The following is an 18,281-nucleotide window of genomic DNA, read 5'->3' on the forward strand; positions in this document are numbered from 1 at the left end:
CAAAACTACTTTTCGTAGGCACCAATGCTATATTCTGATACAATATTGCCATTGACAATATGATCTAGGATTACTTTTCTTGCCTTTTCAGCTGTCATGTCTACATAGGTTACCTTATCTTCACCTTCTTTGTAGATTTCAACAATGGGCTCATACTTACAGACCCCTATACAGCCTGTTTGTGTGACAATAATGTGTTCTAAATTTCTTTTTTTCACTTCTTCCATTAATGCCATCATCACTGGTCTTGCCCCCGATGCAATCCCACAGGTTGCCATACCTACAACAATTCTGGTTCCACCTTTTTCTGTTCGAAGATTAACCTGGTCAAGTGCTGCATTACGAATCTTTTCAAGATCTGCCATTGATTTCACTTAAAACCCTCCCTCTATTAAACGTCTTTGATTGATTACTTTTGATACTTTTCAACAATACCCGGTATATCCGTTAACTTCAATCTACCATAAACATCCTCATTAACTGTAAGTATTGGAGCTAATCCACAGGCACCAATACATCGTGTTGCCACAAGAGAAAATCTTCCATCCCCTGAGTTGCAACCAGCCTTTGCACCAATTAGTTCACTGACCTTATCCAGAATAGGTTGTGCCCCTTTTACATAACATGCGGTTCCCATACAAACACCGATAACGTAGTCTCCTTTAGGTTCTAAAGAAAATTGGGAATAGAATGTGATAACCCCATAAATTTCACTTAAGGGTATCTTCATTTCTTCACAAATTTTCTTCTGTACCTCTAAAGGAATACATCCAAAGATTTTTTGAGCCTCATGTAGAACTGGCATCAATGGACCCTTTTCACCCTTCTCTTCTTCCATCACTATCTGAAGCTTTTGAAAATTTTCTTCAGTTAAACTGGTTTTTTTCATTATGTCCCCTCCTTATTTCATTAAAAATCCTTCTTGATCTACATTCCATACTACAGTCAATAAATAACGCTTCTCATCCCTGTTTCATACACCATACACTAATCATACTATATTTATGTAAATATAAAAATAAATTTTCTGAATTTTACCCCTCTATAACAATACGCCTTTTATGCCTAAAACTCCTCTTTGCTATTACAATTGATTTATATACAATCGATTATAACAAGATAATACCGTTAAATTTTTAACTATTGTATGCAAAAAAATAAGCTATTCGCTTTATTATATCTGTTTTTTTCAAGCTCACTGCCAGTATTATTAATGTGAATAATGTCAATGTATATTCGAGGACATTATATATTAAATATTCATATAAATCAATGATTCTTTTGTCATTTGTGTGTATTTTCATAATTATTTGACAATAATTAATTGTCAAATAATTCATCCTCCTCTTACGCATTTGTTAAATTATTATCCTTCATCTACAAATCTATTAAGCTAAAACATACTAAATTCTATTTAATTCTTAGACAAAGATAGTATTAGCAAAATAAAAAGATCAATCTTTAGCTTTGATTGATCTTTTTCATCACTTGTTTACCTATTATTGGTATTGTTATCGTCCTTACCCAAGCTTATTTGAGAAAGGTTCAAGTACTCGGTCTAAAATCTGTGTCATGTATCCAATTAATACTCCATAGTTGACAATTGGCACACCTTGTCCTTTTGCTCGATTAATTCGGTTCATCATCTCTCGTCTATTATGCATACAGGAACCACAGTGTACAATTAATTTATATTTAGATAGGTCTTCTTCAAAGGTTGTTCCTGCAAACCATGAAAAGCTAAGCTTTCCACCTACTTCTTTTTCCAACCATCTAGGAATTTTCACTGTACCAATATCATCCTCTTGTCGGTGATGGGTACATCCTTCTACGATTAACACTTCATCTCCTGGCACTAACGTCTTAATTGCCTTAGCTCCTTCTATCAACGTATCCAAGTCACCCTTATACCGTGCGAATAAGATCGAAAAAGATGTTAGGGGTATTTCCTTTGGCACAATTTGAGACACATAAGCAAAGGCTTGGGAGTCTGTTACAATTAGATTAGGAGGACTCTTCAATCTATCTAATGTATCCGCTAACTCTGTTTCTTTACAAACCATCATGATGGCATCATGATCTAGAATATCCCGTATGACCTGCACTTGGGGTAAAATCATTCTACCCTTCGGTGCTGCAGAATCAATGGGGGTAACTAATACAACTAAATCACCCTTTTCAATTAGCCCTGCCATTAATGAAATTTCTTCATCCTTTGGGGCTTCTTTAATAATTCGCTGCTTTAATGCTTCAATTCCACTATTGGCCTTCGCACTTGTGGATACAATTGGAATCGTTAAATACTCCGTTGATATATCCTTTGAGGCATGAAATAAGTCTATTTTATTGTATACAATGATAATTGGAATCTCCTTGGATCTGATTGTATCAATTAATCCCTCTTCATATTCCCCTATTCCTATTTCAGCATCCGTCACGATCAGCGCTAAATCTGTTTTCCCTAATACTTTTTTTGTTTTTTCAATTCTCAATTCTCCAATCATACCTTCATCGTCAATCCCAGGGGTATCAATCAGCAGCACAGGACCTATTGGTAAAATTTCCATGGATTTATACACAGGATCTGTGGTTGTTCCTGCTACTTGTGAGACCACTGCAATATCCTGATCGGTTAAGGCATTAATCAAGCTAGATTTCCCAACATTTCTTCGTCCAAAAATAGCAATGTGTAGGCGATTTCCTCTTGGTGTCTGATTCATTTATACCACCTCCTGGGGAGTAACTTTTAAATACTTAGGAATACTTCGATTGGCTTCAGCTATTGATTTAAATGCCGATGCTAGATCAATCATATTTTTATGACTATATATTTGATAATTTTTTCTATATTTTTCAGGTGTTGAGATCAACATAATTGTATTGGCACCACATTTCAAAGCCTTTGTCTGTCCATCAGGATCGATAGAAGCCAATGCTGTAGTCGCTGGAATATACACATTCTTACATACCAATCGTGTAACTGCCACTGCCTTTAGTGTCATTTCTATACTTCCAGTTTCATAGGTTTCGAAGGGCGTTCCCTTCGCAGGAATAAAAGGACCAATTCCGATCATGTGAATCCTCATTTTTTTAAAAAATAAAATATCCTCAGCAATATCTTCCTCCGTTTGCCCTGGCAGTCCAATCATATTACCTGAACCATTGGCATACCCTAACTCTCGAAGCCATTCTGAACATTGGATCCTTGTGTCATAGTTGTCGTCAGGATGAATAAATTCAAAGATTTGTCGATTTGTTGTTTCAATTTTTAATAGAAAATTATTTGTTCCTGCTTCTCGCAAAAACTGATATTCATCATAGGACTTTTCACCAATACTTAATGTGACTCCCATCTTTGTTTCTCTTTTAATACGAGTAATGATCTGAATGAGCATATCTGTTGTATAGTAGTCGTCTTCTCCAGACTGAAGGATTACCGTTTTAATTCCCCATTGATGTAACTGGTACACACTCTCCATAATCTCATCTTCTGTCATTCGATACCGACTAGGTGTGGTACATCCCTTTCGAATTCCACAATAATTACATTCTTTTTTACAGTAATTTGAAAACTCAATGGCCCCTCGTATTTCTACTGTATCTCCAATAATCTCTTCTCTCATTTTATCTGCTGCTTGGTAGAGAGCTTCTTTTTCACTTTGACTATCACTTTTAAGCAACAACACAATCTCTTCCTTCGTTAGTTCTTTGCCTTCTTGTATTTTAACCATCACTTCATTAAATGGTTGGGAAATGATATTATTTTTTAAGCTTCTTATTAATCCCGATAGTTTTCTAGGTTGATAAGGGTGTATTTGCTGAAAGCCCAAATAATTTTTTTGCAAAATATCTTCTATGAAACTCTTGTCTTCTGCATCAAAGGCAATAGCAGTGGTACAAATTGATCCATACTCACTTGGGGTCGGCGTCAATTCTGTTTTAATCCCTCGTAATTTCAACAATCTATCTGTATTTAACATATGACTTGTTGATTCACAAATAATAATATACTGGTGCTTTAAATCATCCATTTTAACCCCTCCTACTTTTCGTCTTCTTAAAGGTAAAGGTCCCTTTTCCCACTTTCTATCTCCTGTAATCGTTCTTCAGTAATACAACGGATTTTGGGGTTAGTGATTTCATTTAAAGCTTCTCTAATGAGTATCTCTCCCTTTTCAACAGTCTCCCTACTTGCATAATCAATTAAATTTTCCTTTAACGTTAATATTGCATTCGGTTGACAAAATTCATGAATATGCGCATCCTTTGCTAATTCCATAAACGCTGCTCCCGTTCTCTTAGTCCGATAACATGCAGTACAAAAACTTGGTAAATGGCCTTGATCACAAATTACTTGTAGCATTTCATCCAATGGTCTTTCGTCACTGGTTTCAAACTGCGTAGCCTCTTGATCCATTTCCTCATATCCCCCAGGATTTGTTTTTGATCCTGCTGATATTTGTGACACCCCTAAGGTAAGCAATTCGTCTCTTAATTGTGAACTTTCTCGAGTTGAAAGAATAATACCTGTATAGGGTAGGGTTAATCGATAAACTGCTACAATTTTCTTGAAATCTTGATCACTTACAGGAGCAGGTGCTTCTGTAAATGCTGCATCCATTGCTGGCCTAAGTCTTGGGATGGAAATGGTATGTGGCCCTACACTGTAGTTTTCCTCCATATACTCTGAATGCATTAACGTGGCTAAAACATCAAAACGATAGTCATATAAACCTAGTAATACCCCAATTCCATAATCATCAATCCCCGCTTCCAATCCTCTCTCAATGGCCGTTAATCGATAATCATAATTTGACTTAGGTCCACTAGGATGCATCTTGGCATAGGTTTCTCGATGGTAGGTTTCTTGGAAGATTTGATAGGTTCCAATGCCTACTTCCTTTAGTTTTTTAAATTCTGATACATTTAAAGGAGCTGCATTCACATTAATCCTTCTAATGTCTGTTTTATTGTATATACTGGTTACAGCTTCAGTAATGTGTTCAATCGTGGTTTTGCTCTTGTCCTCCCCACATACCAACAATATTCTTTTGTGCCCTTGATTCTCTATGGCCTTTGCTTCTTGTATAATTTCACCTGTCTCTAAGGTTCTACGATGCAAGCCTTTGTTTGCTACCCTAAACCCACAATAGAGACAATTATTTTGACATTCGTTGCTTGTATAAAGGGGCGCAAAGATCACAATTCGTTTTCCGTAAATTTTCTCCTTAATTATTTTAGCTGTCCTCAACAATGCATCCATTTCATTTTCCTCTTTTATTTGCAACAGTGCCGCGGCCTCCACAAGGGACAAACCATGACAATCCTTAGCCTTTTCAATGATCTCTAATCGCTCTGCCTTTGAAAAGGTTTTTCCTATTGCTAAGAATTCATGAGTTTTTTCTTCGTTAATGATTCTAGTTGTATCCATCTTATTGCCCTCCCTATACTTAGTCTCTCTACTTTTGTGTCAAGGCACTTTTGACTGTCACCTCATTTAGCCTACCTAACTTCCCTGTTAAAGCACCAATCTCATCGGTTGTTCCATCTACAATTATCGAAATAATACTTACCTTTTTCTCCTTGTAGGGTAACCCCATCCGCCCTACGATAATCTCACCGTAATCACTGAGTAGCTTATTAACCATAGGAACATTTTCTTTATCTTCAATAATGATTGCAACAACACCAATTCGCTTACTCATAAAATCAACTCCTTCATTTCTTAAAAAGATAATCTTTCATTCTTTTAACTGTATTTTGCTGAGGAAATTGCATATTTAAAGTTTGAATTATATTGATGTAAAACATAAAAAAACTCTCCAAAAAGACTGGAAAGTTTTTATACGGATCTCCCGATCAATATTACTCTCAACCTTTTGCTCAGACTTATCCTTGCAATTAGCAGTAATTTTTGCCTTGGAATGGATGTGATCCATTCCAAAACATTATGAATGATTGTCAGCCACGGTAGCTTTGAGTAACATTTTAGAAATAAGCATAACATCTTCTACTTCAGCTGTTATAGGATATTTTTCTCTTGCTGTATAATAAGTATGAAGTAATTCATGGGATTTATGTCCATTTGGCTTTCCTAAGAATTCTTCATATAACTTAATAATTAGTGGATTTTCATGGGATTTTCATGGGATTTTCTTAATTGCTTAACAGTATCTTCTTCATACAATGCCTTTGCTCTTTCAACTCGAATGTCACAATCCATTTTTACTCTAGCAGGCACATGAGGCTGACCTCCACCGGTTACACATCCGCCACTACATCCCATTATTTCAATAAAATGATATTCTTTCTCACCAGATTTAATCATTTCCAGTAATTTAGAAGCCATAGCAGTACCGTGGACCACAGCAATTTTAATGGTTTGTCCCCCTAGATTTATTTCTGCTTCCTTAATCCCAGCTACACCTCTTATGTTATGATACTCGATTTCTTCTAATTCTTGCCCCGTTAGGGTATCTGCTAGTGTTCTCAATGCTGCCTCCATTACACCACCAGTAGCACCGAATATCGCACCTGCACCTGTATATTCTCCTAACGCTGGATCGAATTCCGCATCTTCTAGCTTCAAAAACTCAATCCGAGCTTGTTTAATCATCTTTGCTAATTCTCTTGTTGTCAATACTGCGTCAACATCACGTAGACCGTCAACCGTCATTTCTGGTCTTGCGGCTTCACTCTTTTTAGAGGTACAAGGCATGATTGACACCACAAATATTTTCTTAGGATCTATTTGCTGCTTTTCAGCATAATATGATTTGATAATTGCTCCCAGCATTTGATGCGGTGATTTACAGGTTGAGAGATTTTCTATGAACTCAGGATAATTAAATTCACAGTATCTTACCCATCCTGGTGAACAAGAGGTAATCATTGGTAGCTTTCCATTGTTCTGTAGCCTGTGTAACAATTCATGGCCTTCTTCCATAATGGTTAAATCTGCTCCAAAGTTTGTATCAAACACTTGATCAAATCCTAGTCTCTTAAGAGAAGCAACCATTTTCCCCGTTACTCGACTACCAATAGGCAATCCAAATTCCTCTCCAAGAGCTGCCCTTACTGCAGGGGCAGTCTGAACCACCACATGAATCTCAGGATCTTCTATTGCATCCCACACCCGTTCAATATCTTCCTTTTCTCTTAAGGCTGCCACTGGACAGGAAACAATACATTGTCCACAATAAATACAGGGTGTCTCATTCATGCTTTTATTAAAAGCTGGAGATATCTGGGTTTCAAAGCCTCTATTAGTAAACTCCAATATACTGGTTTTCTGTACATTTTTACATACGTTAACACATCTACCACATAAAATACATTTACTACTATCTCTAACGATGGAAGTAGATTTATCATCAATGGTTCCTACGGTCTTCTCTCCTTCAAATGGGATCTCACTAATGTTTAATTCTTCTGCTAGGCTTTGAAGCTCACAGCTTTTATTTCTAAAGCAAGTTAAGCATTCTCTATTATGATTTGAAAGAATTAACTCTACAGTTGACTTTCTAGTATCTCTGAGTTTCTTTGTATTGGTTTTAATTACCATTCCCTCTGCTACCGGATGAACACATGAAGCCTGCAATGCTCGTGCGCCTTGGATTTCAACTAAGCAAACTCTACAAGCACCAATTTCATTGGCATCCTTTAAAAAGCATAGAGTGGGAATGTCTACTCCTACAGTTTTAGCAGCTTCAAGTATTGTATACTCCTTAGGCACTTCAACAGTTATATTATCTATGGTTAAAGTCACTTTCTCCATTTTCCACACACTCCTTTTCAATTATGATCAAGATCCTCCCTGTTATTTTTTTACAATTGCCTTAAATGGACATTTATCCACACAAGCGCCACATTTGATACATGTATCTGTATTGATTAAATGAACTGCCTTGCGTTCTCCATGAATTGCATCAACAGGACATGCTTTAACACATAGGGTACATCCTTTACAGTCATCGGTAATAACATAGTTTGTCAGCGCTTGGCATACCCCAGCTGGACAACTTTTCTCCTTAACATGGGCCTCATATTCATCTCTAAAATACTTGAGTGTCGATAATACTGGATTTGGTGCCGTTTGACCTAGTCCACATAGTGAGGCAACTTTAATACTTTCTGCCAAACGCTCAAGCTTATCAAGGTCCTCTAATTCACCCTTTCCTTCGGTGATTTTATCTAGGAGCTCTAGCATACGCTTTGTACCAATTCGACAGGGAGGACATTTTCCACAGGATTCTTCCACAGTGAAGTCTAAGAAGAATCTTGCAATATCTACCATACAGTTATCTTCATCCATAACAATCATCCCGCCTGATCCCATCATGGATCCTAATGCAATTAAATTGTCATAATCTATAGGTGTATCAAGATGTTCCGCTGTAATACAGCCTCCAGAGGGTCCACCGGTTTGTACCGCCTTGAATGCCTTGCCGTTGGGAATACCACCACCAACATCATAAATAACCTCTCTTAATGTTGTTCCCATAGCAACCTCTAAAAGTCCAGTATTGTTGATCTTTCCCCCTAGAGCAAACACCTTTGTACCTTTAGATTTCTCTGTACCCATGCTAGCAAACCATTCTGCTCCATTTAGAATAATTTGTGGTACATTGGCATAGGTTTCCACATTATTCAGTAACGTCGGTTTGTTCCAAATTCCCTTATGGGCAGGAAATGGTGGCCTTGGTCTTGGCATTCCACGTTTTCCTTCTATAGAGTTAATTAAAGCTGTCTCCTCACCACAAACAAAAGCCCCAGCTCCTAACCGAATCTCTAACTCAAAGTCAAATTCTGTTCCAAAAATGTTCTTTCCTAATAATCCGTTTTCTCTGGCCTGTTTAATTGCAATTTCAAGACGTTCAACAGCAATTGGATACTCTGCACGAATATACACATATCCTCTGTTGGCTCCTGCAGCATAGGCAGCTATGGCCATGGCCTCGATGATGACATGGGGGTCTCCCTCTAAGACAGAACGATCCATGAAGGCTCCTGGGTCTCCTTCATCGGCGTTACAGGCTACATATTTCTCGTCACCCTCAGCTTTTGCTGTAAACTCCCATTTGAGTCCTGAAGGGAATCCACCACCACCTCGTCCTCTTAGACCAGAGCGTTTGATGATATCAATGACTTCCTCAGGTTTCATTTCTGTTAAAACCTTTCCTAAGGCTTTATAACCGTCAAAGGCAATATATTCCTCAATGACTTCAGGATTGATGATTCCACAATTCCTTAAGGCAACTCGTTTCTGTTTCTTATAAAATCCAACTTCGTCAATTCCTTTGATTAAATTTTCTTCTATTGATTCTTTATATACTAAGTCAGTGACAATTCTTCCCTTTAATAAATGTTCCTTTGTAATCCGCTCAACATCCTCTAGCTTTACCTGACTGTAAAAGACACCTCCTGGATAGACAATGACAATAGGTCCCGCTTCACAGAGTCCGAAGCACCCTGTCTTCACTACCTTTATTTCCTTTTCTAGCTCGACCTTTTTTAGTTCTTCTTCAAATTTATCAATCATTTTAAATGAGTCCGAAGATGCACAGCCTGTTCCGCCGCACACCAATACATGCGCTCTACATACATCCATGATTTTGCCCCCTTACGTAGTTGTTATTCTCTTAAGCTTTATGGTCTTCATTAATCCCATACTAAGCTATTTTTCATAGGCTCCAATGCTATATTCCGATACAATATTCCCGTTAACAATATGGTCGAGGATGATCTTTTGTGCCTTTTCAACTGTCATGTCTACGTAGGTTACCTTATCTTCGCCTTCTCTGTAGACTTCAACAATGGGCTCATACTTGCAGACCCCGATACAGCCTGTTTGTGTCACAATCATATGTTCTAGGTTTCTTTTTTTCACTTCTTCTATTAACGCCATCATCACAGGCCTTGCCCCGGATGCAATACCACAGGTTGCCATGCCTACAACAATTCTAGTTCCACCTTTTTCTTTTCGAAGATTAACTTGGTCAAGTGCTTCGTTTCGAATTCTTTCAAGATCTGCCATTGATTTCAATATAAGCCCTCCTTCTATTCAACACATTGGATTACTTTACTTGATATTTTTCAACAATACCCGGTATATCTTCCAACTTTAATCTCCCATACACATCCTCGTTAACAGTTAAAACTGGTGCTAACCCACAGGCACCAATACATCGTGTTGCCACAAGAGAAAACCGCCCATCCTCTGAGTTTCCTCCAGGCTTCGTTCCTGTCAGTTCACTGATTTTGTCAATGATAGGTTGTGATCCTTTTACATAACAGGCAGTTCCCATGCAAACGCCAATGACATAGTCGCCCTTAGGTTCTAGTGAAAATTGAGAATAAAATGTGATCACTCCATAAATTTCACTTAATGGTATTTCTATTTCCTCAGAAATTCTCTTTTGTACTTCTAATGGGATGTACCCAAAAATTTTCTGCGCTTCATGTAGAACTGGCATTAATGGACCTTTCTTACCCTTCTGTTCTTCAATCACCATCTGAAGCCTTTGGAATTTTTCTTCAGTTAAACCATTCTTTTTCATTGTATCTCCTCCTTATTTTAAATCCCATTGTGTCTTTATCTATATTAATTTAATAAATATCGTTATTTTTTTAACTATATATTGCAAAAAAAATACTGTTCTTGTATAAAATTCATCATTTTACTTACTTCTTTATTAAAATTACTTCTACAACAAAAGATTGATTCTCTTGTAATATTACTAATTATATCTTGATTATAACTGAGCTCTTAATGGGTTTCAACTATTATTTTGTCGTTTTTATTTTTCATAAAATTATAAATATTTTGTTATTTCCTATTAATACATAAACATTTATCTAAATAACTATTATGTTTTTCAACATTTTTATTGTTAATTGATTAACAATTTTCTGATAATTTCACTTCATTTCAATGAAAAGGATTACTGCAATTTGCAACATGACAAAACAACCCCCGCAACACATGAAAAGGATATGTGTTACAAGGGCTACTTGTTTAATAATTAGGTACGACACTTAGTTTCTTATTGATTCAATTCATATTTTTTAAGCTTACGGTACAATGTTGCTCGTCCAATTCCCATGGCTTTGGCTATATCATCTTTGCAATTATACTGCTTCAACATTTTTTTAATCAGTTCTTTTTCAGCATCATCTAATGTGATTAGATCCTTTCTACTCAAACGATGAAAATCAAAAGCGATTATATCTTTTTGTCTTACTATAGAATCATCGGCATTGCCAATAATCAGATCTATCGTTCTTTGGATTTCTCTAATATTTTTAGGCCAAGCATATTTGTACATTGTCTCCAAAACATCTTGGCTAAATTCTAAGTGAGGTTTCAAATGTTTTATCTTAAGTGCTTCAATGACACTATCTATCACTATTTTTATATCTCCTTTACGACTTAGGAGGGGGGGAATCTTTATTATATTCTTAGAAATCCTAAAATACAATTCTTCATTGAACATACCCTGCTTTACACGTGTTGTTAAATCGTTGCTGGTATCAAATATAAATCTAACATCGATATGAAATCCTTTGTAAGTTCTTTGTTCTAGTTCTTTGGTTTTAATCACTTCAACTAAACGCTTCTGTAAGTACAGTGGCATTTGACATATATTATTAAAGAATATCGTGCCTTTATGGGCCATCCTTAATTTTCCAATACTTAAACTAGTAACGTTACCATTATTCTCACTACCAAATATCTCTTTTTCAAGTAAATCATAGGAAGTATTGCTACAATCAACAATGGCAAAATACTTTTTTGATCTGTCAGAAAAGTTATGTATTGCCCTCACTAGCATGGTTTTACCAAGTCCAGTCTCTCCGCAAATTAAAATGCTCTCATCAATAACAGCAAGTTTTTTTGCCATTTCTATCTTTTCAATTAGCTTGGGATCTTTCCCTAAAATATCTGAGAAAGAAACATTAGCCTTGTCATTTGAAATCTCATTAAGTTCGTTATATGCCGCCCCTAAACTTTTAAAGGTTAAAAGGGCTCCATGATTAATCCCATTTATATTTATATTCCTGTAGGATAAAAATCCATAGAAACTATGATTTTTTTGTTCATAATAAAAGAGTTTATGAGAAAAATTATTGCTCAACAATATAATTTCATGGATGAAAGGATGATCAAGAATTTTTTTCATCTTATTTCCATAGATATCTCCTTCAATTTTAAAAAAGTTTTCAAATTGGTGGTTATAATGCACCACCTCACCCATATCATTAACAAAAACCAATCCATCCTCAATCATATCTATTATAATTTCACGTTGTTTTTTAATAAGATTAAGTTTATTATAATCATCAATATTTTTAAGCTTGGAGCTTAATAGCTCTGCCATACTTTCCAAAAAATCTATGGAGACCTCAAAGTTTTCGAAGATAGGACTGATTTTATTAATAGGAATTAATAGGGCAAATACACCTACCACTTTACTTTCCAAGAAAATAGGAACACTAATTAGACCTGAAATGGCACACTCATCTAAATCAGGGCAATTTTTACAATGTTCATACTCCCCTTTGTTTTTTACAACTACAACCTTACCCGTATGCATTGTCTCCCCCACAATAGTATATCTATTAATGGGTATTTCTTCTTGATTATAGCGGAATGTGTTGGCAATTCTATGATAATTATCATCAATTATCATCACATCAACATCCAGAATCTCCGAAATCGTTTTAGCAAACTGCGAGGCCGTTTCTTTTATTTCAGCAAGATACATAAAGCAATCACCTTATTCCTCGAAAGAGTATTTTAGAACCTTTTCTAAATTTCGTAACCCTAACAATTAGATTGTTATATCAAGTCTGCAAACTATTTCGCCAAGCAAGTTACACATTGTCGTTTATGTGAGATTACACTGATTAATTCAACCTCCGTTGACATAAAGCCCTCTTTTATTGGTTCTTTCTTCATTAAATCAGTACTTAAATATTTTTTATTATCATCAGAGAATATCGTTACAATGATACACTCTTTTCCCAATATCTCTTGAACCCTTAAGGCACCAAGAAAATTGCCACCAGATGAAATCCCTACACCTATTCCCAAAGCATTTGCAAGTTTTTGGGCCATTATAATGGCATCTCCATCATCTACTGCAATGACTTCATCTAATTCATTAAGCTTTACAATAGAGGGGATAAATTCATCAGATATTCCTTGCATTCTGTGGTTTCCAACCTTATATCCTGTGGTTAATGTAGGTGAACTGATAGGCTCAAGTGGATAAACTTTAACATCAGGATTCTTTTCTTTTAGATAATTCCCGATTCCCATGATGGTACCACCTGTCCCTACACCGGCTACAATTCCATCAGGTATTAGGTTTAAATCCTGAAGTTGTGTCCAGATCTCAGGGCCCGTTGTTAAATAGTGGGCTTGACAATTATTTTCATTTGAAAATTGGCATGGCAAAAAAACATTTTCATTATCTTTAGCAAACTCTTCGGCCATAGCGATACTACCTAAAAATCCACCTTGTTCTTTGCTAACCAGCTGAATATCAGCGCCATAACTCTTCATTAAATTTTTTCTTTCTTCACTCATCCAATCTGGCATAAAAATAGTGACATTATGTCCTAATGAGCTGCCAATTGCAGAAAATGCGATTCCTGTATTTCCACTAGTTGCTTCTGCAATGATATCTCCTACTTTGAGTTCACCAGATTCATAACCTTTTTTTATGATGTGTAAAGCCATACGGTCCTTGATACTACCAGTTAAATTGTAATGTTCTGCTTTTGCAAATATCCTACGCCTTTCCCCTTTATATGTGAATTCAATTTCCAATAAGGGTGTGTTTCCTATGAGGTTTGATAAGTCCTTTATACGGTCTTCAACACATCTTGAATACATACAGATCCCCCTTATAAATAGAATTAGGCCAAATTATTGGTGAATATAGAAAAGCAAATAATTTCATTTGCTTTTCTACTTACATTTTCCGTAGTTCTCATTTGATTTTAGTGTGTGATTTAAAGATTAAGCAAATGATATACTGTTACATGAATACATCTGGCCTTTTATCATTTGCATAAATAATCGACCAAAACTTCTATTTGATAACACATAGTCACTGCACCTGGGTCAATATGTCCTACACCTTTTTGAGCTTGATAATAAGCCCGTCCCTTGACGGCTTCCATCTCTTTCGTGCTATTCATACCATCAATGGCACCCTGTTTTAATTCTTGTAAAGCCGTATGATTGTCTAATCCCTTTTCAAGAGATTCCTTAAAGCGAGTAACCGCTGGATATAATGCATCAATCATGGTTTTATACCCTGGCTTTGCTTTACCACGTTCCATAATCCCATTAAGTTCCGCTTCCAATACCTCACATAGTAAGTTGATATCCATCTCTGTTTCGTCACCAAGGACCTTAGCTGCTTTTATATAGGCACTTCCATATAAAACCCCTGAGGAGCCCCCCACAGTAGACATAATAAGCATTCCTACCTTTTGAAACATTTCACTTAATTTCATTGAAGCAAGAGATTCTTTATCCTTCAAAACCCTTTGAAACCCCATATTCATATTGACCCAATGATCACCGTCTCCAGTGATGGAATCAAGCTCCGTCACATAATCCTTATTTAATTCAATCTTTTTTGCTACCAATTCAATATACTCCATATATTCTTTTGAAGTTATTTTAATGTCCATATCCTCACCTACACTTTCATTGCTGGTGTATCACACTTAGCATCCAGCAGTTCTTTAAGTTCCTCATCTAGTTTTAATAATGTAATAGAGCAACCAGCCATTTCAAGAGAAGTCATATAATTACCTACAAATATTTTATAAATTTTTATATTGTGCTTGGATAGCTTCTTTTCAACTTCATTATTTAAAATATATAATTCCATCAATGGTGTCGCACCAAGTCCATTTACCATTAATGCAACTTCATTACCTGTAACGTCATAATCAGCAAGAATTTTATCACATAAAATTTCTGCTAGCTCAGCTGCTGTTTTGATACTTGTTTTCTCCACTCCCGGCTCCCCATGAATACCCATACCAATCTCGATTTCATTTTCACCTAGTAAGAATCCAGGCTTGCCAACTCCAGGCAATACACAAGGGCTCATTGCCATACCCATACTACGGACATTAGCAATGGTTTTTTCAGCTACTCTCTTAACTTCATCCAGGGTAGCACCGGTTTCAGCTTTTGCACCAGCTAGTTTATGAACAAATACTGTTCCAGCAATGCCTCTACGCCCAGTAGAATGGGTACTATCTTCAACAGCCACATCATCTCTTACCACAACAGTCTCTACCTTTATACCTTCCATTCCAGCTAATTCCTGAGCCATATCAAAATTCATAATATCTCCTGAATAGTTTTTAATGATAAGAAGGACACCCTTACCAGTGTTGGCTTCTTGAATCCCCTTTAAGACTCTATCGGGAGAAGGTGAAGCAAATACATTACCTGCCACCGCCGCATCAAGCATACCCTTCCCTACGTAGCCCGCATGGGCAGGTTCATGTCCACTGCCGCCACCAGATACAAGACCTACTTTTTCCGCTTTGTCTTTCTTTGCAATCACTTCAACCTCATCAAAATAGACTAGCTGAGGATGTGCCTTCACAAGCCCTTGAAGCATTTCACTTACAACATCATTAGGATCATTAATAATTTTTTTCATTTCTTATCCCCCCTCATTTTTAACCAATACCAAGATAAGCTCTTCTTACTTCAGCGTTATTGTTTAACGCTTTTGCATCATCAGTTAACATCACTTTTCCTGTTTCTAAAACATATCCACGATTAGCAATAGATAACGCCATACTGGCATTTTGTTCAACCAATAAAACCGTAGTCCCCTGTTCATTAATGGTTTTTATAAGTTCAAAAATTTTCAATACCAAATTAGGAGCTAAGCCTAAGGAGGGTTCGTCTAATAACAGTAACTGCGGCTCCGACATTAATCCTCTACCGATTGCCAACATTTGTTGTTCTCCACCAGATAAGGTTCCTGCTGTTTGCTTTTTTCTTTCAAACAATCGTGGAAATAATTCATAAACCCGCTCATAGGTTTCCTTTATCACTTTTTTATCTTTTCTTGTGTAGGCCCCTAATTGAAGATTTTCCTCAACTGTTAACTCTGGAAAAACTTCACGTCCTTCAGGCGAAAGACTAATGCCCATTTTAACAATATGAGAAGGTGGAATATTGGTTATATTCTTACCCTTAAACCAAATTTCTCCAGAGGTGGCCTTTAGTAAGCCTGTAATGGAATTTAAGGTGGTGCTCTTTCCAGCTCCATTACTACCGATTAGGGTTACAATCTCTCCTTGTTTCACTTCTAAATTAACACCTTTTAATGCATGAATATTACCATAGTATGAATTCAAATTTTTAACTTCAAGCATTGTTAGTCACTCCCTTTCCAAGATATGCCTCAATCACACGTTCATTATTGGCAATTTCTAAAGGAAGACCTTCAGCAATTTTTTTGCCATGATCAAGCACATATATTCTGTCAGAAATGTTCATCACAACACTCATATCATGTTCAATTAATATGATGGTATAGCCGATATCCCTTAGCTCTTTAATAAAATTCAACAACTTATCAGATTCTTTGGCATTCATTCCAGCAGCTGGTTCATCTAATAAGAGTATTTTTGCATTAGTAGAAATGGCGCGAGCTATTTCTAGTCTTCTCTGATCACCATAGGGTAAGTTAACGGCATAGTTATGCATCTTCTCTTTCAATCCAATTGAATCAAGTATTTCTATTGCTTTTTCGTGTTTTGATATTTCCTCTTCTCGAAATTTTTTAGTCCTAAAAATCAAATCAAAGAAACGATAATTCGTATTGATATGCATTCCGACTAAAACGTTTTCGATCACTCTCATATCACCAAATAATCTAATATTTTGAAAAGTTCTTGCTAATCCAGCCTTCACAATTTCTTGAGGAGTTAAATTATGAATTGGTTTACCTTCAAATAGAATTTCACCTTCAGTTAGGGTGTATACTCCCGTCAGCATATTAAAAAGCGTTGTCTTTCCCGCACCATTAGGTCCAATAATACTCACGATTTCACCTTTCTTAACATCTACAGACACGTTGTCCACCGCTACAAGCCCACCAAAATGCTTTGTTATGTTTTTTACCTCAAGGAATGCCATATCATACCCCCTCCTCCACTGTATTAATCGATTCTCCAGTTTTGCCAGGAGCTGTCTCCTTACTTTGACCAACATCCACTCCCTTAGGAAGTTTGTATTCAGTCTTTTTCTGCCCCCCTAAAATACCTTGGGGACGATATCGCATCATCATAATCAGAACAACACCATACACAACAAATCTATAGGCCTGCAGAAATCTTGCGAATTCCGGAAAAGAAATTAAAAGAGCTGAACCTAGAAACATACCTTTGATTGTCCCCATACCGCCTAAAATAACGATACTTAAAATCAGAATAGAGGTATCAAAGGTGAAGCTATTAGGGTCAATAAATCTTATCATATGTGCATAAAATGCACCTGCCAGCCCTGAGAAAAAAGCAGATACCACAAAGGCCACAACTTTATAATAAGTAATTCTAATTCCCATCATGGTAGCTGCCAATTCATCTTCTCTTAAGGCCATCATCGCTCTTCCCATTTTAGATTTAACAATAGCAAGCATAACCACAGTGGTTATGGCTACAAAGATCAGTATCAAATAGTATAAACCATTATTAGCCAAAGTCAGTTCAATACCCAAAATAGAAGGTCTTGGAATCCTAGAAATACCTAATGGACCATTGGTGACTCTGTCCCAATTTGACAACACCATTCTTACAATTTCCCCAAATCCCAATGTTGTAATGGCAAGATAAGGCCCCGAAAGACGGAGCGTAGGTAACCCTAGTAAAAGCCCACATAAAGCAGCAATCATAGCCGCAACAGGTACTGTAATAAAAAAGCTAATGCCATAATTAACACTCAGTATAGCAGAAGTGTATGCCCCTATAGCATAAAAAGCCGCATGCCCAAGGGATACCTGACCAGCATAACCAGTAACAAGACCTAGGGATAGGGACAAAATACTGTAAACCCCAATCATGATTATAATTCTTAAAACATATTGTGAGCTGATTATATATGGTAAAGCCAGCACCAATGTTATCAAGAGAGCAATAACAATATTTTTATTTTTTATCATAGCACCTTGGATTTTACCTACGATATGATTAAGTTTATGAGTACCATAATTTTTTTTCTCCAT

General features: G+C 36.4%; 18 protein-coding genes. All 18 read right to left on the bottom strand.

Annotated features, from left to right (window positions below):
- Nucleotides 1-5: 5 nt before the first annotated feature.
- Nucleotides 6-365 carry a (2Fe-2S) ferredoxin domain-containing protein gene (locus tag AMET_RS20125; protein ID WP_012065130.1) on the bottom strand — a complete coding sequence of 120 codons (360 nt, stop codon included), beginning with the start codon at nt 363-365 and terminating at the stop codon, nt 6-8.
- Between the two features lie 44 nt (nt 366-409).
- Nucleotides 410-889 carry an NADH-quinone oxidoreductase subunit NuoE family protein gene (locus AMET_RS20130; protein WP_012065131.1) on the bottom strand — a complete coding sequence of 160 codons (480 nt, stop codon included), beginning with the start codon at nt 887-889 and terminating at the stop codon, nt 410-412.
- Between the two features lie 631 nt (nt 890-1,520).
- Complete coding sequence (hydF, locus tag AMET_RS26340) at nt 1,521-2,720, bottom strand: [FeFe] hydrogenase H-cluster maturation GTPase HydF (RefSeq protein WP_012065132.1); 1,200 nt, start codon at nt 2,718-2,720, stop codon at nt 1,521-1,523.
- Nucleotides 2,721-4,031, bottom strand: coding sequence for a [FeFe] hydrogenase H-cluster radical SAM maturase HydE (hydE, locus tag AMET_RS26345; protein ID WP_012065133.1), 1,311 nt, complete (start codon nt 4,029-4,031; stop codon nt 2,721-2,723). It abuts the gene before it with no gap.
- A 26-nt stretch (nt 4,032-4,057) separates the two neighbouring features.
- The gene (hydG, locus tag AMET_RS20150) at nt 4,058-5,431 is read right to left on the bottom strand and encodes a [FeFe] hydrogenase H-cluster radical SAM maturase HydG (RefSeq protein WP_012065134.1); all 1,374 of its coding nucleotides are present in this window, start codon (nt 5,429-5,431) and stop codon (nt 4,058-4,060) included.
- A 28-nt stretch (nt 5,432-5,459) separates the two neighbouring features.
- Nucleotides 5,460-5,705 carry a TM1266 family iron-only hydrogenase system putative regulator gene (locus AMET_RS20155; RefSeq protein WP_012065135.1) on the bottom strand — a complete coding sequence of 82 codons (246 nt, stop codon included), beginning with the start codon at nt 5,703-5,705 and terminating at the stop codon, nt 5,460-5,462.
- A gap of 243 nt (nt 5,706-5,948) precedes the next feature.
- Nucleotides 5,949-6,122: an iron hydrogenase small subunit gene (locus AMET_RS27435; protein WP_408626410.1), complete on the bottom strand. Its 174-nt coding sequence runs from the start codon at nt 6,120-6,122 to the stop codon at nt 5,949-5,951.
- The gene (locus AMET_RS20160) at nt 6,122-7,777 is read right to left on the bottom strand and encodes an NADH-dependent [FeFe] hydrogenase, group A6 (protein WP_012065136.1); all 1,656 of its coding nucleotides are present in this window, start codon (nt 7,775-7,777) and stop codon (nt 6,122-6,124) included. The genes AMET_RS27435 and AMET_RS20160 overlap by 1 nt, the downstream gene beginning before the upstream one ends.
- 42 nt (nt 7,778-7,819) lie before the next feature.
- Nucleotides 7,820-9,610 carry an NADH-quinone oxidoreductase subunit NuoF gene (gene nuoF / locus AMET_RS20165; protein ID WP_012065137.1) on the bottom strand — a complete coding sequence of 597 codons (1,791 nt, stop codon included), beginning with the start codon at nt 9,608-9,610 and terminating at the stop codon, nt 7,820-7,822.
- 66 nt (nt 9,611-9,676) lie between these two features.
- The gene (locus AMET_RS20170) at nt 9,677-10,036 is read right to left on the bottom strand and encodes a (2Fe-2S) ferredoxin domain-containing protein (protein WP_157047436.1); all 360 of its coding nucleotides are present in this window, start codon (nt 10,034-10,036) and stop codon (nt 9,677-9,679) included.
- A gap of 40 nt (nt 10,037-10,076) precedes the next feature.
- A complete protein-coding gene (locus AMET_RS20175; RefSeq protein WP_012065139.1) occupies nt 10,077-10,559 on the bottom strand; it encodes an NADH-quinone oxidoreductase subunit NuoE family protein in 483 nt (160 codons plus the stop codon).
- Between the two features lie 486 nt (nt 10,560-11,045).
- Entirely contained in the window at nt 11,046-12,767 is a 1,722-nt protein-coding gene (locus AMET_RS20180) for a sigma-54-dependent Fis family transcriptional regulator (RefSeq protein WP_012065140.1), read from the bottom strand.
- A 92-nt stretch (nt 12,768-12,859) separates the two neighbouring features.
- Entirely contained in the window at nt 12,860-13,903 is a 1,044-nt protein-coding gene (locus AMET_RS20185; protein ID WP_012065141.1) for a PLP-dependent cysteine synthase family protein, read from the bottom strand.
- 170 nt (nt 13,904-14,073) lie between these two features.
- On the bottom strand, nt 14,074-14,682 hold the full coding sequence (dhaL, locus tag AMET_RS20190) for a dihydroxyacetone kinase subunit DhaL (RefSeq protein ID WP_242661341.1): 609 nt from the start codon (nt 14,680-14,682) through the stop codon (nt 14,074-14,076).
- A 38-nt stretch (nt 14,683-14,720) separates the two neighbouring features.
- Nucleotides 14,721-15,704 carry a dihydroxyacetone kinase subunit DhaK gene (gene dhaK / locus AMET_RS20195; RefSeq protein ID WP_012065143.1) on the bottom strand — a complete coding sequence of 328 codons (984 nt, stop codon included), beginning with the start codon at nt 15,702-15,704 and terminating at the stop codon, nt 14,721-14,723.
- 19 nt (nt 15,705-15,723) lie between these two features.
- Nucleotides 15,724-16,431, bottom strand: a complete 708-nt coding sequence (locus AMET_RS20200) for an ABC transporter ATP-binding protein (RefSeq protein ID WP_012065144.1) — start codon at nt 16,429-16,431, stop codon at nt 15,724-15,726.
- Entirely contained in the window at nt 16,424-17,197 is a 774-nt protein-coding gene (locus AMET_RS20205) for an ABC transporter ATP-binding protein (protein ID WP_012065145.1), read from the bottom strand. The genes AMET_RS20200 and AMET_RS20205 overlap by 8 nt, the downstream gene beginning before the upstream one ends.
- Before the next feature lies 1 nt (nt 17,198).
- Entirely contained in the window at nt 17,199-18,281 is a 1,083-nt protein-coding gene (locus tag AMET_RS20210) for a branched-chain amino acid ABC transporter permease (RefSeq protein ID WP_012065146.1), read from the bottom strand.

The sequence above is a fragment of the Alkaliphilus metalliredigens QYMF genome (assembly GCF_000016985.1).
Classification (GTDB): domain Bacteria; phylum Bacillota; class Clostridia; order Peptostreptococcales; family Natronincolaceae; genus Alkaliphilus_A; species Alkaliphilus_A metalliredigens.